This is a genomic window from Flagellimonas meridianipacifica (genome assembly GCF_003001695.1).
In the GTDB taxonomy this organism is placed as follows: domain Bacteria; phylum Bacteroidota; class Bacteroidia; order Flavobacteriales; family Flavobacteriaceae; genus Flagellimonas; species Flagellimonas meridianipacifica.
In genome coordinates, this window is the sequence record NZ_PVYX01000003.1 from 39305 (window position 1) to 63787 (window position 24483).

The 24483-nt window shown below is 39.8% G+C and carries 25 protein-coding genes; 11 read left to right on the plus strand and 14 right to left on the minus strand.

The window, feature by feature from the left end:
* Positions 1-8: 8 nt before the first annotated feature.
* Positions 9-398, minus strand: a complete 390-nt coding sequence (locus tag CLV81_RS19575) for a DUF1573 domain-containing protein (RefSeq protein WP_106147816.1) — start codon at positions 396-398, stop codon at positions 9-11.
* Between the two features lie 195 nt (positions 399-593).
* On the opposite strand from CLV81_RS19575, the gene CLV81_RS19580 reads away from it, so the two are divergent.
* The 6 genes from CLV81_RS19580 to CLV81_RS19605 all read left to right on the plus strand — a co-directional run bounded on the left by CLV81_RS19580 (position 594) and on the right by CLV81_RS19605 (position 8967).
* Positions 594-3218, plus strand: a complete 2625-nt coding sequence (locus CLV81_RS19580) for a valine--tRNA ligase (RefSeq protein ID WP_106147818.1) — start codon at positions 594-596, stop codon at positions 3216-3218.
* 39 nt (positions 3219-3257) lie between these two features.
* Positions 3258-4655, plus strand: a complete 1398-nt coding sequence (locus CLV81_RS19585; RefSeq protein ID WP_106147819.1) for a Gfo/Idh/MocA family protein — start codon at positions 3258-3260, stop codon at positions 4653-4655.
* Positions 4656-4673: 18 nt separating this feature from the next.
* Entirely contained in the window at positions 4674-5729 is a 1056-nt protein-coding gene (locus tag CLV81_RS19590) for a mevalonate kinase family protein (protein ID WP_106147821.1), read from the plus strand.
* Position 5730: 1 nt separating this feature from the next.
* Positions 5731-6576: a sugar phosphate nucleotidyltransferase gene (locus CLV81_RS19595; RefSeq protein WP_106147824.1), complete on the plus strand. Its 846-nt coding sequence runs from the start codon at positions 5731-5733 to the stop codon at positions 6574-6576.
* Between the two features lie 134 nt (positions 6577-6710).
* Positions 6711-7595, plus strand: coding sequence for a dienelactone hydrolase family protein (locus CLV81_RS19600; RefSeq protein WP_106147826.1), 885 nt, complete (start codon positions 6711-6713; stop codon positions 7593-7595).
* Between the two features lie 103 nt (positions 7596-7698).
* Positions 7699-8967, plus strand: coding sequence for a sterol desaturase family protein (locus tag CLV81_RS19605; protein ID WP_106147828.1), 1269 nt, complete (start codon positions 7699-7701; stop codon positions 8965-8967).
* 4 nt (positions 8968-8971) lie between these two features.
* Here CLV81_RS19605 and CLV81_RS19610 read toward each other — a convergent pair whose 3' ends face one another.
* From CLV81_RS19610 to rsfS, 6 genes are read right to left on the minus strand one after another with little or no spacing between them, the layout of a single operon-like run.
* A complete protein-coding gene (locus CLV81_RS19610) occupies positions 8972-9262 on the minus strand; it encodes an acyl-CoA-binding protein (RefSeq protein ID WP_106147830.1) in 291 nt (96 codons plus the stop codon).
* Positions 9255-9920 (minus strand): phosphatidylserine decarboxylase family protein, encoded by a 666-nt coding sequence (locus CLV81_RS19615; protein ID WP_106147832.1) that lies wholly within the window; start codon positions 9918-9920, stop codon positions 9255-9257. Before CLV81_RS19615 ends, CLV81_RS19610 begins: the two co-directional genes overlap by 8 nt.
* Positions 9910-10713: a phosphatidate cytidylyltransferase gene (locus CLV81_RS19620; protein ID WP_106147834.1), complete on the minus strand. Its 804-nt coding sequence runs from the start codon at positions 10711-10713 to the stop codon at positions 9910-9912. The genes CLV81_RS19615 and CLV81_RS19620 overlap by 11 nt, the downstream gene beginning before the upstream one ends.
* Positions 10714-10718: 5 nt before the next feature.
* Positions 10719-11327: an LUD domain-containing protein gene (locus CLV81_RS19625; RefSeq protein ID WP_106147836.1), complete on the minus strand. Its 609-nt coding sequence runs from the start codon at positions 11325-11327 to the stop codon at positions 10719-10721.
* A gap of 52 nt (positions 11328-11379) precedes the next feature.
* Complete coding sequence (gene ftsH / locus CLV81_RS19630; RefSeq protein WP_106147837.1) at positions 11380-13320, minus strand: ATP-dependent zinc metalloprotease FtsH; 1941 nt, start codon at positions 13318-13320, stop codon at positions 11380-11382.
* A gap of 3 nt (positions 13321-13323) precedes the next feature.
* The gene (gene rsfS / locus CLV81_RS19635; protein WP_106147839.1) at positions 13324-13701 is read right to left on the minus strand and encodes a ribosome silencing factor; all 378 of its coding nucleotides are present in this window, start codon (positions 13699-13701) and stop codon (positions 13324-13326) included.
* An 81-nt stretch (positions 13702-13782) separates the two neighbouring features.
* Here rsfS and CLV81_RS19640 point away from each other — a divergent pair, with 81 nt between their 5' ends.
* A complete protein-coding gene (locus tag CLV81_RS19640; RefSeq protein WP_106147841.1) occupies positions 13783-14526 on the plus strand; it encodes a biotin--[acetyl-CoA-carboxylase] ligase in 744 nt (247 codons plus the stop codon).
* Here CLV81_RS19640 and CLV81_RS19645 read toward each other — a convergent pair.
* Together CLV81_RS19645 and pyrE are read right to left on the minus strand one after the other, a co-directional pair.
* A complete protein-coding gene (locus tag CLV81_RS19645; RefSeq protein WP_106147842.1) occupies positions 14523-14918 on the minus strand; it encodes an SRPBCC family protein in 396 nt (131 codons plus the stop codon). The two genes, CLV81_RS19640 and CLV81_RS19645, sit on opposite strands and share 4 nt — an antisense overlap.
* A gap of 6 nt (positions 14919-14924) precedes the next feature.
* The gene (pyrE, locus tag CLV81_RS19650; protein WP_106147844.1) at positions 14925-15566 is read right to left on the minus strand and encodes an orotate phosphoribosyltransferase; all 642 of its coding nucleotides are present in this window, start codon (positions 15564-15566) and stop codon (positions 14925-14927) included.
* Between the two features lie 7 nt (positions 15567-15573).
* Between pyrE and CLV81_RS19655 the strand changes: the two genes are divergently transcribed.
* On the plus strand, positions 15574-16176 hold the full coding sequence (locus tag CLV81_RS19655) for an NUDIX hydrolase (protein WP_106148103.1): 603 nt from the start codon (positions 15574-15576) through the stop codon (positions 16174-16176).
* Here the strand turns inward: CLV81_RS19655 and CLV81_RS19660 are convergent.
* The 5 genes from CLV81_RS19660 to CLV81_RS19680 all read right to left on the minus strand — a co-directional run bounded on the left by CLV81_RS19660 (position 16163) and on the right by CLV81_RS19680 (position 21930).
* Positions 16163-17920: a M14 family metallopeptidase gene (locus CLV81_RS19660; protein WP_245912113.1), complete on the minus strand. Its 1758-nt coding sequence runs from the start codon at positions 17918-17920 to the stop codon at positions 16163-16165. The genes CLV81_RS19655 and CLV81_RS19660 overlap by 14 nt on opposite strands.
* Positions 17921-18012: 92 nt before the next feature.
* Positions 18013-18426: a response regulator gene (locus CLV81_RS19665; protein WP_106147845.1), complete on the minus strand. Its 414-nt coding sequence runs from the start codon at positions 18424-18426 to the stop codon at positions 18013-18015.
* Positions 18410-20254, minus strand: coding sequence for a PAS domain-containing sensor histidine kinase (locus tag CLV81_RS19670; protein ID WP_106147847.1), 1845 nt, complete (start codon positions 20252-20254; stop codon positions 18410-18412). The genes CLV81_RS19665 and CLV81_RS19670 overlap by 17 nt, the downstream gene beginning before the upstream one ends.
* Positions 20255-20437: 183 nt before the next feature.
* Complete coding sequence (coaD, locus tag CLV81_RS19675; protein ID WP_106147849.1) at positions 20438-20896, minus strand: pantetheine-phosphate adenylyltransferase; 459 nt, start codon at positions 20894-20896, stop codon at positions 20438-20440.
* 29 nt (positions 20897-20925) lie between these two features.
* The gene (locus CLV81_RS19680; RefSeq protein WP_106147851.1) at positions 20926-21930 is read right to left on the minus strand and encodes a D-alanine--D-alanine ligase; all 1005 of its coding nucleotides are present in this window, start codon (positions 21928-21930) and stop codon (positions 20926-20928) included.
* Between the two features lie 78 nt (positions 21931-22008).
* Here CLV81_RS19680 and CLV81_RS19685 point away from each other — a divergent pair, with 78 nt between their 5' ends.
* The 3 genes from CLV81_RS19685 (at position 22009) to yaaA (ending at position 24477) form a co-directional block, all read left to right on the plus strand.
* Positions 22009-22596 carry a PASTA domain-containing protein gene (locus CLV81_RS19685; protein ID WP_106147854.1) on the plus strand — a complete coding sequence of 196 codons (588 nt, stop codon included), beginning with the start codon at positions 22009-22011 and terminating at the stop codon, positions 22594-22596.
* Position 22597: 1 nt separating this feature from the next.
* Positions 22598-23623, plus strand: a complete 1026-nt coding sequence (locus tag CLV81_RS19690; RefSeq protein ID WP_106147856.1) for an RluA family pseudouridine synthase — start codon at positions 22598-22600, stop codon at positions 23621-23623.
* Positions 23624-23715: 92 nt separating this feature from the next.
* Positions 23716-24477 (plus strand): peroxide stress protein YaaA, encoded by a 762-nt coding sequence (gene yaaA, locus CLV81_RS19695; RefSeq protein WP_106147858.1) that lies wholly within the window; start codon positions 23716-23718, stop codon positions 24475-24477.
* The last annotated feature ends 6 nt before the right edge of the window (positions 24478-24483 follow it).

Genomic DNA, 24483 nt, shown 5'->3' on the forward strand with positions numbered 1-24483 from the left:
TGAAAATCTTATTTCGCGCCTTCAGCCTTTACATTCCCTTTTATCTTGAGAACTTTGGTCGGTGTATCAGCATTTGACGTTACCGTAATGGCTTTTCGAATAGGACCTACTCGTTTCGTGTCATATTTTACTTGAATCTCGCCAGTCTTTCCAGGCATAATAGGTTCCTCTGGTTTTTTTGGAATAGTACATCCACAGCTAGATTTAACATCACTGATTACCAAAGGTGCTGTTCCGGTATTGGTAAATTCAAAAACTCGAACACCATCACTACCTTTAGCGATTTCACCATAATCGATGGTTTCACTCTTAAATTCAATTTTAGCAGTTGTACCCTGGGCATAAATCCCTATGGATAACAACCCTACAAACAACATGAGTACAGTTTTTTTCATCATTTCTAGTTTTGGGTGAATTTCAAATGTAAATGTTTTCTACCTGCATCCAAAATTCTTTTGTTATGTAATAACGTTACTTATTTTTGTTTCGTATTTCCGGACGGGTTTTCAGCCGAAGTATAGCGAAAATTTAATATTGCAACTCCTTCCAAAACCCCATTCCGAGTCAAAATTAGTCAAAAACTATACCGAAAAATGGAGATTCCTTCAAAATATGAGCCTCAAAAGGTTGAGGAACACTGGTATCAATACTGGATGGAGCACGATTTTTTTAGCTCTAAACCAGACGAAAGAGAACCATATACCATTGTAATTCCGCCACCAAACGTCACTGGAGTATTGCATATGGGTCACATGCTCAACAATACGATTCAAGATGTACTTATTCGAAGGGCCCGTCTTATGGGAAAGAATGCGTGTTGGGTTCCAGGAGCAGACCATGCTGCTATTGCGACTGAAGCTAAAGTAGTGGCCAAACTAAAGGCGGAGGGCATTGAAAAATCCGATTTGACCCGTGAAGAATTCTTGGAACATGTTTGGGCATGGACGGACGAATACGGCGGGGTGATATTTGAACAACTTAAAAAGTTGGGCTGCTCATTGGATTGGAAACGCAAGAAATTCACTATGGATGACGATATGTCAGCCTCTGTGATAAAAGTTTTTGTCGATTTGTACGAAAAAGACCTCATTTATAGGGGCTATCGAATGGTAAATTGGGACCCAGAGGCCAAAACAACCCTTTCTGACGAGGAAGTAATCTATGAGGAACGCCAAGGGCTATTGTATTATTTATCCTATCCTATTGAAGGTTCCGATGAAAAGGTTACTATCGCCACAACACGACCAGAAACGATTTTGGGTGATACCGCTATTTGCATCAACCCCAATGATGAAAGATATCGCCATTTAAGGGGTAAAAATGCCATCGTTCCTATATGCAATAGGGTGATACCCATCATTGAGGACGAATATGTGGATATTGAGTTCGGTACAGGATGCCTGAAGGTAACTCCAGCCCATGATGAAAATGATAAAAACCTAGGAGACAAGCACAATTTGGAGGTTGTGGATATTTTCAATGAGGATGCTACTTTAAACTCTTACGGATTGCATTACGAAGGAAAAGACCGTTTCGTGGTGCGCAAGGAGATTGCTAAAGAGTTGGAAGAAAAAGGATTCTTGGTAAAAACAGAACAGCATACAAATAAGGTAGGTACTTCCGAGCGCACCAAAGCGATTATTGAGCCCCGGCTATCCGACCAGTGGTTTTTGAAAATGGAAGATTTGGCTAAACCGGCCCTTAACGGGGTTCTTGAAACAGGTGAGGTAAAATTGTACCCCAAGAAATTTGAAAACACCTATCGCCATTGGATGGAGAATATCCGCGATTGGAACATTTCCAGACAACTGTGGTGGGGACAGCAGATTCCAGCCTACTATTTCGGTGACGGGAAGGAAGATTTTGTCGTAGCTGAAACCAAAGAGGCTGCGCTGGAAAAGGCCAAATCCAAAAATCCAAACATCCGGGAATCTGATTTAAAACAAGACCCCGACGCCTTGGATACTTGGTTTTCGTCGTGGCTATGGCCAATCAGTGTGTTTGGAGGTATTTTGGATCCGGATAATGAGGAAATTAATTATTACTACCCTACAAGCGACCTGATTACCGCGCCGGATATCTTGTTTTTTTGGGTAGCGAGAATGATCATCTCAGGATATGAATATCGTGGCAAGCGACCATTCGAGAATGTATACCTTACGGGATTGGTCAGAGATAAGCAACGAAGAAAAATGTCCAAATCTTTGGGCAATTCTCCAGATGCTTTAAAATTGATGGAGGATTTTGGCGCAGACGGAGTACGGGTTGGATTGTTGCTGAGTTCTCCTGCGGGTAACGACTTGCTTTTTGACGAAGCGCTCTGTCAACAAGGGAAAAACTTCGCCAACAAAATCTGGAATGCGTTCCGTTTGATTAAAGGTTGGGAAATTGTTGAGATGGAACAGCCTGAATCAGCCAAAATAGGGATTGAATGGTATGCAGCTAGGTTCAATAAAACCTTGGCTGAGGTTGATGACCATTTTTCAAAATACCGAATCTCAGACGCGCTTATGGCCATCTATAAGTTGGTTTGGGATGATTTCTGCTCTTGGCTGTTGGAAATCGTAAAACCGGCATATCAAAAGCCGATAGACAAAACAACTTATGATTCTGTGATTCATTGGTTTGAGGAAAACCTAAAATTACTACATCCTTTTATGCCGTTTTTGACAGAAGAGGTTTGGCAACATATTGCGGAAAGAACACCACAACAAGCATTGATTATTTCCAATTGGCCCAAAACAACTTCTCATAAAGCAGAATTGACTGAGGCTTTTGATTTTGCTTCCGAAGTGATTTCGGGTATTCGGACCATCCGAAAGGAAAAAAATATTCCACAAAAGGAAAGTTTGGAACTTTCGGTATTGAATAGTGAAGGAATTGACAAAACCATGGATTCCATTATCTTTAAACTGGGCAACCTATCAACTCTGGAAAGTGTTGATTCCAGTCTGGATGGAGCTCTGAGTTTCCGGGTAAAGAGCAATGAATATTTTATTCCGATAGGGGGAGCGATTGATGTAGAAGCTGAAATAAAAAAAATTACCGAAGAATTAAATTATACCAAAGGCTTTTTACAGTCAGTGCAAAAAAAGTTGAGCAACGAGCGCTTTGTAAACAATGCACCTGAGAAAGTGGTGGCCATTGAACGAAAGAAAGCTGCCGATGCCGAGGCCAAAATTGATACCTTGGAGAAAAGCTTGGCAAGTTTGGAATAAAATCAACCCGCACATCTTGGTGCAATAAAAATTACTCCAATGAAGAAAATTGATAGAAGAAGTTTTGTTAAAAAAACTACACTCTCTTCTGCAGCAATTGGAGCCTGGTCCGTAATCCCGGAATATATAAGGGCATCGGAAAACAGACCCATTCAATCCAAATATATGGGTGGTTTTACTGCTCCAAAATTAGAAAAGGTCCGTGCCGCTTTTATCGGGGTTGGTGCCAGAGGGGGAACCCATATTAAGTTTTTTGCATCCTTACCGGGAACCGAGGTGGTAGCTATCTGTGATGTTTATGAAGATTTAGTGAAGGAAAAGACCTCTTGGGTGGAAGAAGTTGCTGGAAAGCAAGTAGCAAATAATGTGGCTCAATACTGGGGTGATGAGGATAAGTGGCGGTTAATGCTAAAGGAGGTGCGCCCAGATGTGGTCTTTATAGCCACTAACTGGACCAATCATGCTCCAATGGCCATAGAATCTATGAAACAAGGAGCCCACGCTCTTGTTGAAGTCCCCGTTGCTGTCACTTTGAACGAGATGTGGGACATAGTGGATACCGCAGAGCATACTCAAAAGCATTGCATGATGCTGGAAAACGTGAATTATGGGCGTGAGGAATTGATGTTTTTGAATATGTGTCGCCAAGGTGTGATTGGCGAGATTTTACATGGAGAGGCGGCTTATATCCATGAATTACGTTGGCAGATGGAAGAAGAACGGCGGGGAACTGGTTCGTGGAGGACACATCATTACGCCAAGAGAAATGGGAATCTGTATCCTACCCATGGTTTAGGTCCTGTCGCTCAGTATATGAACCTAGCCAGGACCGACGATACTTTTGGTAGTTTGGTTTCATTTTCCACTCCATCCATGGGAAGAAAGGCGTATGCTGAAAAAAATTACCCAAAAGACCATAAATGGAACAAACTGGAGTATAAAGGTGGTGATTTGAATACTTCCATCATCAAGACTACCTTAGGAAGAACTATAATGGTGCAATGGGACGAAACCAGTCCCAGACCCTACAGCCGGTTGAACTTGATTCAAGGAACCAAGGGCGCTTTAACCGATTTTCCGCCAAGAATTGCTCTTGAGGGAGGGGTAGAAGGATTAACTAAGGACCACCATACCTGGGTGGAAGGAGATGATTTAGAGGCGATTTACGAAAAGTATGATCATCCACTGTATAAAAGGCTTAACAATGCCACAAAGGATAGTGGACATGGAGGTATGGATGGCATTATGGTATATCGCATTGTAGAATGTCTTCAAAACGGACTTCCATTAGATCAAAATGTATATGAAGGCTGTTTTTGGAGTGCCGTGGCCCCATTGAGTGAACGTTCGGTAGCTAGCGAAGGAGCTCCTCAACCCTTTCCTGATTTTACTCGCGGAGAGTGGAAAAATACAAGTCCTCTGGATATTATCGCATGATTATGTATTTATATCACTATGATTAATATTAGGGTTCCTGCGCGAATTTGTTTTTATGGTGACCATCAAGACTATTTGGGATTGCCTGTGATTGCCGGTACGATTGATAGATACATAAACATATCTGCAACTCTCAATCACACTGATCGCTTCGAAATTCAACTTAAGGATATAGGAACCCGTCGCACCATCAATTTTAACGATTCATTGGAAGAGGTGGATGAAGGCGATTATTTTCTTTCTGCTATTGCTGTATTAAAAAAGAGTGGGTTGCATTTGAAACACGGATACACTGTTGAAATTGAAGGAAACATACCGCTAAACGCGGGTCTATCAAGTTCTTCAGCTTTAACAGTAGCCTGGATTCGCTTTTTGCTGTCTTCCCAGGAATTTCCAAAAACTTGGACCAACAAGCAGGTGGGCCATTGGGCCTATGAGGCGGAAGTGCTTTTTTTTAATCAACCTGGCGGACTTATGGACCAATATTCCATAGCTCAAGGAGGGCTCATCTTTATTGATACCCAAAAGGGTGAAACTACTAAACTGAGCACCAAACTTGGCAAATTGGTTGTGTCAGAATCAGGTTTGCCCAAAAAGACACTGGATGTGCTTAAAAATGGACGGGTATATGGGCAAAAAGCAATCAAAGCGGTAAAACAACAATACCCTGATTTCAATATGAAACTGGCCTCCGCGGATGATTACGAGAAATACAAACACGCAGTTCCAGAAAAATATAGAGCCCATTGGTATGCAGCGGTCCACAATTATCAGATAACCAAGAAAGCTAAAAAAGAGCTTTTACGGGAAAATCCAGATATCAAATTCTTGGGGGGCTTAATGAATGCACATCAAGACATATTGCAAAATCAAATTCAAAATACACCACAACCAATGATAAAAATGATGGAAGCTGCAAGGGAAGCAGGTGCTTTGGGAACCAAAATCGTTGGTTCTGGAGGTGGTGGATGTATGGTGGCATTGGTTGTAGAAGAGAATATGGAAAGGGTTGTTCAAGCTTTTTTGAGTCAAGGGGCTAAGGATGCCTACGAAGTAAATCTGACAAGTTCTTAGAATGGATAACAATAGCTTGATTATAATGGTGGGCGGCAGTTCTTCCCGAATGAAAAAGAGTTTAGCGACTGCCAATTTGGATGAAAAGACCAAAAATATTGCTCAAAAATTGCATAAAAGTCTTATCCCACTTGGAGCATCAGGGAGACCTTTGCTCTATTATCTGATTAAAAACGCTGTGGAGGCTGGGTATACGCAAGTGTATTTGATTACTTCCAGACAAAATGATGGATTTAAGGATGAGGTAGGTTATAAGGATAGGGATAATAAATACCAAGGGATTTCGGTTCATTTTGCTATTCAACATATACCTGAAGGTCGCAATAAACCTCTGGGAACCGCTGATGCCTTGGAGCAATGCTTGAACCAATATCCGGAACTAAAGGATACTGTTTTCACTGTTTGCAATGGTGATAATCTATACTCTGTAGACGCTTTGGGAGATTTAAGAAAAACACGTTCTGTACCGAACGCGTTGATAAGTTATGGCAGTTCCGGGCTAAAGTTTTCGGATGAACGCCTTGCCAAATTCGCTTTGATGGATATTTCTTCTGAAGGCTACCTAAAGGGCATTGTTGAAAAACCTGAAATCTCCAAAATGAATAAATACCGAGATGCTTCAGGGGAGTTACGAGTTAGCATGAACATCTTTAGTTTTTCTGGTAAATCAATCTACCCGTATTTAAAAAACTGCTCTATACATCCTATCCGAAATGAAAAGGAGCTTCCCGAAGCCGTCCGTAACATGGTAGCTGATCATCCCGAAGGCATGCTCTGTTATCCTCGCTCGGAGTATATTCCGGATTTAACCAATGCAGAAGATATTGGTCATTTTAAAATTGAATGATATTGCCGTTTTCACATAAGTTATCCAGGCGTTTCATATATCTAATTCAAAATTAGGGTGTCAGATAAAAGTTGTGTTATCTTTAGTAGCGTCGCTAAGCGTCTGGTATTCTCAATTTCCTAATACACTACATCATGAAAAAACTCAAAAAAGAAGACATTAAGCAAGAGGTTTTCGATTTGTACGATGCGTACGCCCATAACAAATTGAAACGACGTGAATTTGTGGAAAAACTCTCGATGTACGCCGTTGGGGGAATTACAGTTCCCTCTTTGATGGGTTTTTTAATGCCCAATTATTCGGATACTTTATTGGTGGACCCAAAAGACCCCAAACTTAAGTCCGATTATGTTACATATGAATCACCAAAGGGAGGGGGCTCAATTAAAGGGTTGTTATCCATACCGAAAGAAACAAAAGAAAAATTGGGTGGAATTGTTGTTGTACACGAAAACCGTGGATTGAACCCTTATATTGAGGATACCGCTAGAAGGGCCGCTTTGGATGGCTTTATAACCTTAGCCCCTGATGCGCTGTCTCCTTTGGGAGGATATCCTGGGAACGATGATGAGGGCAGGACTATGCAACGTAAACGGGACCGAGAAGAAATGTTGGAAGATTTTATAGCGGCCTATAATTATCTAATGAAGCATGATTTGAGCAATGGAAAAGTAGGAGTGGTAGGTTTTTGTTTTGGAGGATGGATTTCGAATATGATGGCGGTTCGTCTCCCCGAATTGGCCGCGGCCGTGCCGTTTTATGGAAGACAACCACAAACTGATATTGATAAAATCAATGCTCCCTTGATGCTGCAGTATGCTGGTTTGGATACTCGCGTAAATGAAGGGTGGCCAGAATATGAGGTGGAACTAAAACGATATGGTAAGGATTACGTGGCCTATATGTATCCTGATGTAAACCATGGTTTTCATAACACCAGTACGCCAAGATATGATAAGCCTGCCGCGGAACTTGCTTGGCAGCGTACCATGGATTTTTTCAAGGAAAAACTCCGTTGATAATTTACAAAGCTGATTTAAAAGACTATTCGGTTATCAATTCAAATCAGCCGCCAGTCAAGTATGATCTCAATACTTATGGCTTTTTCATATATTTAATGATATGGAAACCTACGCCAAAGCGCTTTTGTATGCCATACCATTTTTTGTAGGATTGGTTCTTGTTGAAATCCTCTATGGCTACTTTGTAAAAAGGCAGACGCACAATGTAATGGATACGGTGAGCAGTCTAAGTTCGGGTATTACCAATATTGTGAAGGACTCCCTTGGTTTGGTAGTGATTATTATTACTTACCCTATTTTACTCAAGTATTTGGCTTTGATAGAGATTAAGGAGACTTGGTTGGTGTGGACCGTCGCATTTATCGCTTTGGATTTTGCGGGTTATTGGAACCATAGGTTGAGCCACCAAATCAATTTTTTCTGGAACCAACATGTTATCCATCATAGTAGCGAAGAATTTAATCTGGCCTGTGCACTGCGTCAATCCATATCCAATTTGTTGGGATACTTTCCACTTTTACTTGTCCCAGCGGCGCTGTTGGGCGTGCCCAATAAAGTAATTGCTATTTTGGCACCTATTCATCTCTTTGCCCAATTTTGGTATCATACGCGGCATATCGGGAAATTGGGTTGGTTGGAATATATTATTATTACCCCATCACAACATAGGGTGCACCATGCTATAAATCCAGAGTACATAGATAAAAATCTGGGACAGATTTTTAGTTTTTGGGATAGGATGTTCGGTACATTTCAGGAAGAGCTAGATGATGTTCCTCCAAAATACGGAGTTTTAAAACCGGCCAATACTTGGAACCCAATACACATCAATTTTCAGCATATTTGGAGATTGATGCAGGACGCTTGGCGTACGGATAGTTATTTGGATAAGCTTAGAATTTGGTTTATGCCAACAGGATGGAGACCGCCCGATGTTAGGGATAAATATCCTGTAACTATAATTAAGGATGTATATAATTTCAAAAAGTACAGAACGGAAGCATCTTCTGCTCTAAAGGGATATGCAATTTTTCAATTGTTGGCAACCACGGTTTTGATGATGTTTATGTTCTACAATTATTCCAATATTGGTTCTAATGGACTCCTTTGGTTCGGGGCTTATGTTTTTGTTGGTATTTATGGATATACAACACTTATGGATCGTGCACCCTATGCGGTTTGGATTGAGGTTTTTCGAGGCATTGCAGGACTTGTACTTATTCTTCTAACCGGAGATTGGTTTGGATTAAATGCCTATTTCGGTTTTGGTTCCTATATTATGGCACTATACTTTACCATTACCATTTTTGCCGGTATTTACTTCACTTTTCAAGAAAAGGATATGGCTGTAGACGGAGTGAAACTATAAAACACTATCCATCGAATTCAGAAGGATTTTCTTTTTCCCTACGCCGTAGTTCATCTACAAGTTCAATATAGTTCTTCATAGCCTCTTCCACACTGATGCTTTGGGCCTGAATTAGTGCATTGGCTTTGAAAGCATTTATCAATGGGGTTTTGCTTCCTGGGTGGTTGAAGTTTTTGTTAGCTATTTTGTAGTATGCATATAACTTGAGCAATGTATCTGCAGGTAATGGTTTGGTGTAAGCGTTCAGAAAAGCTACGGCCTCTTGGAATTTGTTATGTAAGTTCTCATCACTCATCCTTCTTTCTAAAAGCTGCAATACAAGTTTTGGCACCTACTACTTTTTGATTGATGGCTACTGCGATATCGCAGTCCAAAGGCAGTAATAAATCCACTCTTGAGCCAAATTTAATAAACCCGGCATCTTGTCCTTGGGTCACTTGCTCTCCTTCTTCCGCATAGTTGACAATTCTTCGTGCCAATGCTCCCGCAATTTGGCGATACCCAATTTCTCCAAATTTTGGTGTGTGCATGATTACCGTCGTTCTTTCATTTTCCGTGCTGGATTTTGGGTGCCAAGCGACGAGATATTTACCAGGATGGTATTTGGAATAGGTAATGGTTCCACTGGCGGCATAACGTGTAACATGGACATTCAATGGAGACATGAAAATAGAAACCTGTCTTCTATTTTCCTTAAAATACTCAGGTTCATACACTTCTTCAATGGCAACCACTTTTCCATCAACCGGAGCCAAAATCTCATCAAAACGTGGGGTCACCGGTCTTTTTGGATTTCTGAAAAACTGTAAAACAAGGATCAGAAAAATAAGTGCCAATAATTGGATGCCGATTCTCAACCATTCTAAATCCACATAAAAATGTGATACTAGGATTAAGGCAACCGCGATAAAAAAGGTTGTAATGATTATTTTCTGCCCCTCTCTATGAAACATAGGAAAAAATATTAAGTGTCAAATATGCAAATGGAGCGGCAAATATAAGACTGTCCAAACGATCCCAAATCCCTCCGTGACCTGGTAAAATGGCACCACTGTCCTTTACTTTTGCCAAGCGTTTAAACTTGGATTCCAACAAATCACCCAGATTACCTGCTATTACCAAAACAATAGCCAAGAGTATCCATTGAAACAAGGTTAGGCTGGTTTCGTACCTAGCCATTATATAAGCTGCTACGCATGCAAAAATAAGACCTCCCAACGAACCTTCAACAGTTTTTTTTGGAGAAACTGAGGGGAACAATTTTGTTCTGCCCATGGACTTGCCCACTAAATAAGCAAAAGTGTCATTGACCCATATTAAAATAAAGAGACCCATAATCAAAAATTTGGCGAATCCATTTTCCTTATAAGGAATCATGGTCAAAAAAATACATCCACCTCCGATATACAATACGGCAATACAGAACTTTTGGACCTTGGTAAACCTGATTTTTTTCTTGGAAAAGAGAAATGCCATCAAACCTAGATTAATGGCTAAGGTCAAAACGAGTAAAATAGTAATGGATAAAGCATGCTGGGTAATGTGAATAAAGACCCACCAGATGGCCAAGTACGCAATGAAGATATGGTATCCTTTTATTCGTACAATTCTTTTAAACTCATACAAACATCCAAGCCCAAATACCATGAAAAGAAAGTCGAAAGCATCAGAGCTTAAAAAAACCGAGCCTAGTAGCAATACCACATAAATCACACCGGTTAAAGCGCGTCTAAGTACTTCCTTCATTCTTGTTAGTAGTCTTCCAAAAGCAAAAGATATACATTTTTTGAGGCACTACCGTAGGAAAGAAAATCATTTTTGTTTTCGGGAGTGGGCTCAAAGTGCTTGAGAGTGGTAATATTGTTGGGAATATTCTTGCGGTATTTCTCTTTAATAATTTTGAGTCCCTCACTTATGGAATCTACTAATTGGCTAGTTGTAGCATAAACGATAAGGTTGGATGGAAGCTCGGACAATTTCTTTTCCTTGATTTGATTGGAGCAGACCAGAATGGAACCGTTGTGCGCAATCAAATGCTCACAGGTGGTGAAGAAAATCTCACTTTCGTTGCGTACTTTGGTGAATTTTAACTTGTCTTGCTTAAACCGGCTTTCAAGTCTATCATCCATGATATAAAAAAGATGATTTTGCCAGTCATTTTCTGAAATAATGTTTTGTAACGCTTCAGTTACCTCTGCATCATCCTCACAATAGATAAACTTACCGCCATTTTTTTTGAAATATATCGTGAATTTTTCATCGACAGGGATTTTCAAATCTGGCATGTGGGCTCCACGGGTTTCCAAAGTCTCTTTGGAAACCTTTTTTCCTCCACCAAAGAGTTTATCAAATACTCCCACTTTTCTTGAGGTTACTTGTTTACCTTTTAATTTTCAGCAAAATGCCAAATAACTATTCCGTGGTCTCTAGCTCTTCTTTTTCAAAAGGCCTCTTTCCAAAGATTTTCTCTAAATCATCTTTGAAAATCACCTCCTTATCCAGAAGACGGTCTGCCAGCTCGGTCAATTTATCTTTGTTCTCTTTCAATAAGTCAATGGCTCTCTGATATTGTTTCTCAATAATCTTCGAGATTTCCTCATCTATCCTTTGAGCAGTCTCCTCGCTGTAGGGCTTGCTAAATCCATATTCACTCTGACCAGATGAATCGTAATACGTAACATTACCCAATGCTTCGTTCAATCCATAGATGGTAACCATGGCCCTAGCCTGTTTGGTTACTTTTTCCAAATCGCTAAGTGCTCCTGTGGAAATTTTATTGAAAATTACTTTTTCCGCAGCTCTACCGCCCATTGTTGCACACATTTCGTCCAACATTTGCTCAGGTCTTACAATAAGCCTTTCCTCAGGAAGATACCAAGCTGCACCCAAAGATTGCCCTCGAGGAACTATGGTCACTTTCACTAGGGGAGCTGCATGCTCCAACATCCAACTTACTGTTGCGTGCCCCGCTTCATGAAAAGCAATGGTTTTCTTCTCTTCCGGGGTAATGATTTTGTTCTTCTTTTCAAGACCACCTATAATTCGGTCAACCGCATCCAAGAAATCCTGTTTGGTAACTGCCTTTTTCTCTTTTCTGGCCGCAATCAAAGCTGCCTCGTTACACACGTTGGCGATATCAGCTCCTGAGAATCCAGGTGTTTGCTTTGCCAAAAAGTCCAAATCCAGCGTCTCTGCCGTCTTTATAGGACGTAGGTGGACTTCAAAAATCTCTTTTCGCTCCCTTAAATCGGGCAAATCCACATAAATCTGTCTGTCAAATCGACCTGCTCGCATCAAGGCCTTATCCAATACATCGGCACGGTTCGTTGCCGCCAATACGATTACATTGGTATTTGTACCAAAACCATCCATTTCTGTTAATAGCTGATTCAGGGTGTTTTCGCGCTCATCATTAGAACCCGTAAAATTGTTTTTCCCTCTAGCTCGACCAATGGCATCAATCTCATCGATAAAAATAATGGACGGTGACTTATCCTTTGCTTGTTTAAACAAATCACGTACTCTAGAGGCACCAACACCCACAAACATTTCAACAAAATCAGAACCTGATAAGGAGAAAAAGGGAACCTTGGCTTCACCTGCAACAGCTTTGGCCAAAAGGGTTTTTCCTGTTCCGGGAGGTCCTACTAACAGTGCGCCCTTTGGAATTTTACCTCCTAGAGAAGTATATTTGTCGGGATTCTTAAGGAATTCGACTATTTCTTGAACTTCTTCTTTGGCACCTTCCAATCCGGCAACATCTTTAAATGAAGTTCTAGTATCTGTTTTCTCATCAAAAAGCTTGGCCTTGGACTTTCCAATATTGAAAATCTGACCACCGGCACCTCCACCAGCACCTCCAGACATTCTGCGCATAAGGTATATCCAAATACCTATAATAAGGGCAAAGGGAAGTAGTGAAAGCAACAACTCACCAAGAACATTGGATTCTGTATCAAAATCTACAATAGTGTCTAGGTTGTTTTCTTTTTTAATGCTTTTGATTTCATCTTCAAAATTCTGAAGGTCCCCATAATCCAGAACATATTGGGGCATTTTGCCCGCCGAGAAGTTAAAAGGTCTATCTGCTACATTTCGGTGGACATCCTTTTGCAAGGCTTCCTCGGTCAAAAACACCTTGGCCTGTCTGGTATTGGTAATAATCAGAATTTCAGAAATATCCCCATTTCTGAGGTATTCCTGCAATTCCGATGTAGTTGTTTTTTCTGTACTTGAAAATGTGCTTCCACCAAAAAATTGGAAGCCGATGATCAACGCGATTACCACACCATAAATCCACCACGAACTAAACCGCGGTTTTTTGGGGGTATTGGGATTATTTTCTTTTGCCATTTTTTAAGAATTGTAACTGCTCTCCACCATGGTGACTTTGGCATCTCCCCAAAGTCCTTCAATATCGTAGAATTCTCTTATATGTTTTTGAAATACATGTACTACCACATTTACATAGTCCATCAAAACCCACTCAGCATTATCAGAACCTTCTACATGCCAAGGTTTGTCTTGTATTGCTTTGCTCACGGTTTTTTGGATGGAAGAAACTATCGCATTCACATGCGTGTTGGAAGTACCATTGCAGATAATGAAGTAGTCGCAAACTGTATTTTCAATTTCCCTAAGATCTAAAAGATTTATGTCAACACCTTTAACTTCTTCTATTCCATGTAGTATTAAGGCAATTAGTTCATCTGCGCTCGCTTTCGTCTTCTGCATTCAAATATTTTAGTTTCTACAAAGTTATGTTTTTTTTGTTTTCTTAGTCCCAGAATTTAATATATCCTTGGACGCACCACTTTGGGAGAACTAACAGAAATAATCAAACTTGATGCCACGGACTCCACAAATCTTTATTTAAAGAATTTGATGGTATCCTCTACTTTAAAAGACTACACTACCGTGGTTACCAAAGTACAGAAAAAGGGTAGGGGCCAAATGGGGACGAAATGGGAGTCTGAAGAAGGTAAAAACTTGACATTTAGTGTGTTGAAGCATTTTGATGCCTTAAAGGTTGCACATCAGTTCCATTTGAATATTGTGGTTTCCCTAGTGTTGCACACGGTTTTGACCGACATGAATATTCCAAACGTTAAAGTCAAATGGCCTAACGACATTATGTCAGGTTCCAAAAAGATTTGCGGTATTTTGATAGAGAATGTCCTAAATGGCAGTTTGGTTAAAAAATCCATTATAGGTATTGGACTCAATGTAAATCAAGTTTCCTTTGGAAATCTTGATAAAGCATCGTCTTTGGCACTTGTTTCGGGACGCACTTTTGATTTGGATTATATCTTGAATCTTATCCTTGAAAAAATGAAGTCTTTCTTGGATAAAACGGAACAAATCTCACTAACCTCACTGAAAACACAATATGAGGCACTATTGTTTCGTAAAGACCAAGTATCCACTTTTAAAGAGGAAAACGGCCAGCTTTTCTTTGGGATTATCCGTGGTGTTTCTGAAGAGGGAAAACTAATAGTTGAGTTGGAGAATGATACTATAAAGCAATATTCCTTAAAAGAGGTGTCGCTTCAATTCTAAATGGCTGTTGCCATATTATTTGACAACGTCTCCATAAAATTGGTAATAGGACTTTTTATCATCATCGCCATCATGGCATTGAATTCACCCTCGAAACTCAAGGTTACTTCACTTTCCATATCTCCCAAACTATTGACAAGGGCTGTCAATGTAAAGGGTAACTTATCGCTTGCCGCGCCAAGCACCATTTTTTCATAAGGATGTTGTTCTTTTCTCCGCAAAACGATTTCCGGCATACCCTTCAACGCAAATTTGAAGGTGTCATCATCCAAAACCTCAAATTTATCAATGTTTTCGGGCATTAACTTTTCAAAGTTTTTGATGTCTGTCAGAAACTCAAATATTTCCTGCTGACTTTTAGCTACCTTTTTGGTCGGGGTCTCAATATGCATATTGGGTTATTGTTTCCATTGCTGTGGATTGGATTTCCATTGCAATAGGGTTTGTAATTGTGATTCTTTAATATAGTTGGTTTCAGAAGCTTGCTGAATTAAATGGTCATAATCAGATAATGTATATAGGGCAACATCTTCTTGAGTAAAATTGGTGGAAGCGATGTCGAAGCCATAGGTGAAAATCGCTATCATTCCTTTTAAAGCAACGTTTTTACTCTTCAAAGCCCTTACAGCATTAAGGCTGCTCTTTCCAGTGCTTATTAGGTCTTCGATTACTACTACGCTTTGCCCTTCTTCAATTTGTCCCTCAATTTGGTTTTGCCTTCCATGGGATTTTGGCTCCGGTCTTACATATACAAAAGGAAGGTCCAAGGCTTCGGCGACTAAAAGGCCTATTCCTATGGCACCAGTGGCCACTCCGGCAATCACATCGGGTTTTCCATATAATTTTTCCACTTGTTTGGCCATTTGTCTTCCAACAAAACGTCTTACCTCCGGAAAGGAAAGCATAATACGGTTATCACAGTAAATCGGGGATTTCCAGCCAGATGCCCATGTAAATGGATTTTCAGGATCCAACTTTATTGCATTAATTTGTAGCAAAAGCTCAGCTGTTTTTTTCGCAACATCCTTGTCTAAAACCATTGCGCAAATGTATAAAGTTTTTGTTAATGAGTCCCCACTGATTTTAACAAACGAAAGGCCAGAAGACGCAAATGGAAACTTGTTTTCCATGGACAGTGAATCGGTTCTCGAAGCCATTAATCTATTGGCTAAAGGCAAATCTGATGTTGCTTATCTCTACCATCCGGAAGAAACCAAACTCATGGAGGTTTTCAGGCACAAACTACCCGTGGTTGTGGCCGCTGGTGGATTTGTTACTAACGCCAAGGGTAAGGTTTTATTCATCTATCGTAATGAAAAGTGGGATTTGCCAAAAGGCAAAGTAGATAAGGGAGAATCCATTGAGAAGGCTGCGGTTCGCGAGGTTGAAGAAGAGACAGGTGTAACGGACTTGACCATTGATAAATTTATGAGGACTACCTATCACATTTTTAAAAGAAACGGGGAGTATACCTTAAAGGTAGTTCATTGGTTTGCCATGTCAACTCCGTTCAAAGGAGACCTTAAAGGTCAATTGGAAGAGGGAATCATGAAGGTAAAGTGGAAAGGCCCCAAAAAGGCGAAAAAGGCTTTAGAGAACTCTTATTTCAATATCAAAGTGTTGTTTGAAGATTGGCCTACTCGAGATTGACAAGAGATGCAGCTGCACTATTTCTAGCAATACGATAGACAGGATACCTCAAATAAGCAGATTCTGAATAGGGTGAATGTTGATAAATCCAATCCAGCTGTGTGTACCAATTTTCAGCAAAATCCGGTTCAAGTTGTTTCTTAAGCAAAAAGGTCTCACGCAAAACAGAATCTTTTTTTAGTAAATCCAATGCCAAATCTTCGAAAACATAGGGAGAAAAGCCTTCTTTTTGCTGGAGAATGGTGTCAAAAAAATTCCAATTAAAAAAAGAATCCACTCCTTGAGGTTCCAAGGTTTCCATTATATACCGAATTCCATCTTGTTTTGTGGGGACTAAATAGTCTCCCGCAGAAAAATGAACCTTTTTCACACTTTTTTCTACCTGGGTATTATAGTGCAGATAGTGCCCTTCATAAGGATTCTTTCTTGTGCTGAAATCAACAATCCTGTATGTTTCAACCTGCAAAACAGTATCCGTTTCTAAAGGGAAATAGGTGATATTGTTTAAATCAAACCTATCCAAAACCTTTTGTTGCCCCTTTTTAATGAGGTATGCTTCAGGAATTGGAACAGTATCTTTTGGATAGTAAAAGTTTTGATACTGAATTTCCTTGGTAAATGGTTTATCCTTATGATATTTAAGCCTGGAAAGCCCCGTGACCTCACTATCCATCATCTCGGCTTCGTACCCTTTAAAATTTAATGTAGATGTTTGTGTGGTATCTACTTGCCAGTTGAAGTAGTAATTACCACTTTCCTGACTTTTTGCTAAACTTTCGGTTCTTAATTTTTTTATGTTTTGGTACTCATTCTCAATCACATCAATGGTAGTTTTCATAATTTCCAGAGTACCTTCAACCCGTTGCGCATACGGTTTGAGCATGTGGGTCTCCACCATAAAGCCCAAAGTGTTCCAAAGCGTTGTATAACCAGTGGAATATCTCGGGTGGTCCATAAACTGACTAAAACCAAGCTCCGGAGGTCTATTGAAGACATTAACATAAGGTGTAATGTCCCATTCCTTTTCCGAGAGTCCTTTTTCAATCTCTGGGATGAAACTTTTATGGAGGAATGAGCCCAGCTCGCCTCCTAATTTATTATGTTGAGTAAACAAATGGGTCAACGTATATTGATAGTCCGCTCCGTTGCTTACATGATTGTCAATAAATACATCAGGTTTTACCAAATGGAAAATTTGTGTAAAGGTCTTTGCGTTTTTTGTATCCATTTTCACAAAGTCCCTATTTAAATCATAGTTAAGGGCATTCCCCCGAAAGCCATATTCCTTGGGACCATTTTGGTTGACGCGGGTAGTGGAATTTCTATTTAGGGCGCCACCAATGTTATATATGGGTATGGTAACAAGTACCGTGTTCTTTGGTGCTTTTAGTTTTTCAATGGCCAAGTCGCGATATAGGAGCATGGTTGCATCAATACCATCACTTTCGCCGGGATGTATTCCGTTGTTGATAAGAAGAATGGCTTTTTCCTTTCGTACATTGTCAAAATTAAAATCCCCATCAGGATTGAAAGTGACCACATGAAGGGGAAAACCACTGTCGGTTTCCCCTATCGTTTGAATATTGATTTCTGGGAATTCCTTGGCCAATCGGATATAGAATGATATGGTTTCTTCGTAGGTAGCGGTTTCTTCTCCCTTTGTGGATTCAAATACGGTTTTATAGGTGTCCACTTCATCTGCCAAAGGTTTTTTGCAGGAAGAAAAGAACAGAAATGCAAGCAATAATAAAAGGTAAGGCTTCAACTTCTAAATAATTGATGTTAGAGGAAAAGAACGCTTTTCCGATAAACCTCAAAAATAGGGATAATTATGGATTAAGAAGCCAGATTGATTCTGCTTAAATCGGTAGTCTCTATTTTGAAAATGGGTTTATTTTTAAAATTCAGATAATGGAAACATTTCAATCTGAATTCATTCCATTTGTGGTAATCTGCGGGGTCTATGGAAGAGGTAATAACATTGATAATGATTCTGTTTTCAATGGGTAATGCCAAGAACGCTTCAAGAAACTCCCAGCCGTCCATAATAGGCATGTTTATATCCAGAAAAATAACTTCTGGCATAGGGCAGCCATTTTCGATATCTAGTCTTAGCTGGTCGATGGCCATCTTACCATTATCAAAAGCGCTTATATTCTCACAAGAAACCGAGGCTTTCAACATTTTTTTAATGCCGAAAACGGTAATGGGATCATCATCAATTATAAAAATGTTATTCATTTTCTTCATTAAAAAAAACTTTGAAAACGCTGCCCTTATTTACCGAGCTTTCCACGGAAATATATCCGTCCATAGCCTCAATTTGGTTTTTTATGATGTAAAGGCCCAACCCTCTGGCGTCTTTGTTATTGTGAAAGGTTTTGTACATCCCGAAAATCTTGTCGCCATACCTTTCAAGGTCAATTCCTAACCCGTTATCTGTAACCGATAGGGCAATTCCTTTAGGTTCATTTGATGCTGTGAGGGTAATCTGAGGAACTCTCATAGGATGCCGATATTTTACGGCGTTTGTCATCAAATTGAGAATAATGCTTTCCAGATAGGCTGGAACACTCATTACCCGTATACTTTCATCAATTGTATTGGTTACTTCTACTTTGTTTTTTTCAAGGAAGGCTGATAGGTTTTGTTGCACTCTTTTAATTCCTTCATTTAAACTGAGGGACTTTTTGTCAAGATTGACGTTTGTACTGATATCAACTACCTCATTAAGATTTTCCAAGGTGTCCAACAGATTGTCAGAAGCAGATGAAAGCATTCCCAAAATTCTTTCTTTTTCCTTAGGTTCTTTTTCTTTAATCAAAAAATCCAAAAGCATGGAGAAATTGGCACTGTGGGACCTAAGGTTATGGGATACAATATGTGCAAAGTTTATAAGCTTTTTGTTTTGAATGGCGGTTACATTGATGAGATTTCTAAGCTGTTCTTCTTTTTGCTTTAGATTCGTGATATCCATACTCATACCAATAAGTCCATAAGCTTTCCCTTCCAAATCCAGTAGTGGAATTTTAGAAGTGAGGAAATGCGTGATGCTACCATCCTTTCTCACATTAATGGTCTCTTCTCCCAACATGGGTTTTAATGAACGCATTACCTCTAAATCTTCATCTCTGGAGGTTTTGGCTACGGTATTGTCATATAAATCAAAATCTGTTTTACCTATTAGTTCATCCGGGCTGGCTTCCAAATAACTACATTCTGCCTTGTTTACCAGAATTTTTCTTGAATCCTTATCCTTGATAAATACGTTGATGGGGAGATTGTCTATCAACGTGGTCAATAGCCGCTCACTCTCCTTGGTTCTTTTTTCAGCAACTACCTGTTGGTTGATATCTTGAAAGGTTCCAAAAATCTTTAAGGTCTTACCTTCCTTTTTGATAGCCTTTCCTCCAGCGGCTACCCATTTTTCCTCTCCTTTTTGAGTGATAATTTGAAGTCTTTCGTTGAACGAAGTTCCTTCTTGCAGGATTTTATGAAACAGCATGGAAATCTTGTTTCTACTATATCCTTGCTTGTAGAACTCGATGGCTTCGGCGACATTTGGCTCGTAGTTCTCTGGAACTTCATGAATCTGTTTCGTCATTTTGCACCAAGAAAGCTTTTCGGTCTCTATGTTATATTCCCAACTACCTATATGATTGATCTCCGTGGTGGCCTGAAAAAGTTCTTTGGTTTGTTCCAGCTCAACATCTTTTTGTATTTGTCTGCCAATGTCAATGGTCTGAATAATGGTTCCTTGGATGGTTTTATTATCATCAAACCAAGGGGCAAATGTACTTTCAAGCCATTGTAGGTTGTCCTTGCCCATTACGCTGTGACGAATGGTTCGAATGTCATTTCCTATTAGGTATTCTTCGAGTAGTTCAGGAGTACAACCTTCATGACCGTCAAAAAATGTAAAAATCTTTTGAGGGTTATTTAGGTCCTTTTTAGAGGGAAAGAATTGATGCCACGTATGGGAGGCATCTATAAGATTGAAGGATAGGTCAACTAATACTGTTGCCAGAGGCAATTGATGTACAATAGAATTATTGAGGTCCGTTTGAGTTGATTTCAAGGTAAAGAGATAAGATTGGGAATTAAGAAATTTCTTACTAAAGTAATAGTATTGCTCTTATGCATTAATTTTTATGTTGTGAATAACCCAAAAGCTGTTGTTTTATCGATTATCGGTAAGTTTTTGAAGTTTCTTGCCCTTTAAGTATCGATGAAATGCACCGGTATGCTACTTCCTGAGGCTTTAGGATTTTACCTTAACCGTACTTGGCACCAATCCAGTATAGTCACCTCCATTTCGAATAACGTCCCTTACTATGGAAGAGCTTATGTACGATTTCCCGGAGGAGGTTAATAAAAACACAGTTTCAATCTCGGATAATTTTCTGTTGGTATGTGCTATTGCCTTTTCGAACTCAAAATCCGCGGGGTTACGAAGACCGCGCAAAATAAAATTGGCTCCAACTTCTTTACAGAAATCAACAGTTAGGCCGGTGTAGGTAAGTACCTTAATTTTGGATTCTTCCTTGAAGGCCTCTTTAATAAAATGCGTTCTTTCCTCTAGACTGAACATATATTTTTTATCGGCATTGATACCTATGGCGATGATAAGTTCATCAAACAATGTAATTCCCCTGGAGATAATATCGTAATGTCCTAAAGTAAGTGGATCAAAAGAACCTGGGAATATCGCGCGCCTCATCTTGGAAAGTTTGTTTAAAAATAGGTATTCTAGCGCAAAGCTTCGTCTATTGCACTTTCAAATAATTCAGATAGTTCTATACCTGCAGCCTTTGCCTGTTGGGGTAAGATACTTTCTTCGGTCAGACCAGGAGTGGTATTAACCTCTAAGAGATAAGGTTCGTCACCTACAAAAATGAATTCACTACGTGAATATCCCTTTAACCCAATAATTTTATAGATATCCTCAGCAAGCTGGGAAACTTTCTTCCGTTGTTCTTCGTTTATTCTGGCAGGTGTAATTTCCTGCGATTTTCCTTCATACTTGGCTTCATAATCAAAAAAATCATTTTCTGAGACAATCTCGGTAATAGGCAAAACGGTTACCTCCCCTTTATAGGTAATCACCCCTACAGATACTTCAGTACCTTCCAAAAAAGATTCGATAATCACTTGATGGTCTTCTTTAAAGGAATTTTCTATAGCGGTCTTCAATTCTTCCTCTTTGTAGACCTTGGAAATCCCATAACTACTGCCGGCCCGATTCGCCTTCACAAAACAAGGTAAACCTACTTTTTCCACAATTCGCTTTTTATCAATTGGGTCTTCTTCGTTCAAATAAAAGGATGTGGCACATTGAACTCCAAAAGGCTTTAAAGTGCTCAATAAATCCCGTTTGTTAAAGGTTAAAGCGGCCTGATAATGATTGCATGAAGTTTGTGGAATCCCTAAAAGCTCAAAGTAGGCCTGTAAAAGACCATCCTCACCAGGAGTACCGTGAATGGCATTGAAAACACAATCGAAATTTATTTTTTTTCCATGAAACGTAATGCTGAAGTCCGATTTATCCACCGGAACTTCTTTATCATCTTCAGTTAGATAGGCCCATATCCCGTTGGTTAAATTCTTACTTCCCTGATTTTGTAGATAGATGTGGATGCGAAAGACATTGAATTTTTCGCTATCCAAATGTTTATAAACTATACCTCCACTTTTAATGGATATATCATGCTCGCTGGAATATCCTCCCATTACGATTGCAATGTTCTTTTTCATCCGGTCGTCGAATATGGCTGGCTCAAAGTAAAGAAAAAAGCATTGGCTTTCCTATATTTGTCCAGTTACCTACACGAAATGAGACATTTTTTAAGCTTTTTAAAAAGCAAGACTTTTTTGATTCAGTTGGGATTGGCAGTAGTGGCGGTTGTGCTTATTGGCTATGGAATATTGAAATGGTTGAAAAGCTCAACCAACCATGGTGAGTTCGTTGAAGTACCGGATTTTTCAAAGATGTCAGTAATTGAAATGAGAAAGGCTGTGGAAGATGCAGGTTTGCGATACCAAGTATTGGATTCTTCCAATTACAATCCAGAATACCCTCGTTTTTCTATTTTGGAACAGGACCCCCCAGCGGGAAACAAGGTAAAGTCCAATCGGAAAATATACTTTACCGTAAACCCATCTGGATATAAGAAAGTAACTGTTCCAGACATCATTCAAGTGACCCAACGGAATGCTACTTCCATGTTGCGTGCGGTAGGTTTGGATGTACAACGGGTTACCTATATCGATGAATTGGGTAAAGACATGGTTTATCAGATGAAGCATAAGGGCAAGTATCTTAAACCAGGGGATAAAATACCTAAAACCTCCAAGATTGAGCTTATCTGTGGGAACGGTACAGTACCCGCAAAGGCTCGCATTCAGGCAGATTCTCAATAATATGGATGCTTCTGCTAATCCTGAGGTTAATCCAGACGAACTTTTTGAGCACTTCCGGTTCACGGCCGCAAAAGGTCAAGAACCACTTCGGGTGGATAAGTTTTTGATGAATTTCATTGAAAATGCAACCCGAAACAAAATTCAACAGGCTGCCAAGCAAGGACATATTTGGGTGAATGATGCGGTGGTCAAGCAAAATTACAAGGTAAAGGCAGGGGATGAGGTAAAGGTCATGTTTGAGCATCCTCCCTATGAGTTTTTGTTGACTCCTGAAGACATTCCTTTGGATATCATTTATGAGGATGATACACTTTTGGTGGTCAATAAACCTGCAGGTATGGTGGTGCATCCGGGGCATGGAAATTATTCCGGTACGTTAATCAATGCTTTGGTACATCATTTTGAAAACCTCCCAAAGAACAGTTCAAATAGACCTGGATTGGTACACCGGATAGATAAGGACACCTCAGGACTTTTGGTAATAGCCAAAACGGAAGAAGCTATGACTCATTTGGCCAAACAGTTTTTTGATAAAAGCAGCGAGCGTGAATATATGGCATTGGTCTGGGGCAATGTAGAGGAAGATGAGGGAACTGTAGAAGGACATATCGGGAGAAATCCAAAAAACAGACTCCAGATGACTGTATTTCCTGAGGGTGACAACGGCAAGGAGGCCATTACGCACTATAAGGTATTGGAACGTTTTGGATATGTAACCATGGTTTCATGCAAACTGGAAACGGGCAGGACCCACCAAATACGTGTACACATGAAGCATCTGGGACACACACTTTTCAATGATGAACGCTATGGTGGCAACAAAATCCTTAAGGGAACAACTTTTACCAAATACAAGCAATTCGTTGAAAACACTTTTAAGATATTACCAAGACAGGCGCTACATGCCAAAACCTTAGGCTTTGAACATCCAGAGACAGGAGAATTCATGAAATTTGATTCGGAACTTCCTGAGGATATGAAAAGTGCGATAGAAAAATGGAGTAATTACGCCAAGCACAATGGCTGATAAGTTTTTTCAATTCGTCCATTGTTAAACATCATCATGGCCTTCTATTTTAAATGGACTTTCCTTCTTATTTTTACTGAAAATCACTGAAAATGAAAATTGTAATCTCTCCAGCGAAATCACTAGATTTTGAAACGGCTTTACCAACCAAAAGGTTTAGTGAACCCTTGTTTTTGGAGCAATCTACCAAATTGAATTCGGTCTTGGCAAAAAAAAAGCCCAAGGCTTTGGCAAAGTTGATGTCCATTTCGGATAGTCTAGCAGAACTGAATTGGGAGCGAAACCAACAATTTTCCACACCTTTTACTCCAGAAAATGCAAGACCCGCGGTGTACGCCTTCAATGGGGATGTATATCAAGGATTGGATGCATATACCATTCCAGAGAACAAGTTGGATAAACTACAAGATACGCTTCGAATCCTTTCTGGACTTTACGGTATTTTGAGGCCCTTGGATTTGATCCAACCCTATAGATTGGAAATGGGAACCCAATTGAAGGTGGCTCGAAAAAAGAATTTGTATGAGTTTTGGAAAAAGCAGCTTACGCAGCATATGAATGAAGAACTAGAAGAGAGTGAGCTTTTTGTAAATCTGGCAAGTAACGAGTATTTTGGAGCCATAGATGAAAAACTTCTCAAAACAAAAGTGATTGCCCCGATTTTCAAAGATTGGAAAAATGACAATCTGAAGGTGATTAGCTTCTTCGCCAAAAAGGCAAGAGGTTCCATGGTGCGTTATATTTTAGATTCTGACGCCAAAACTCTGGATGACATCAAAGGATTTGATTACGATGGTTATCTATTCAGCCAAGAACATACATTGAAACCCAACCAACCGGTTTTTGTCCGATAAACCCAT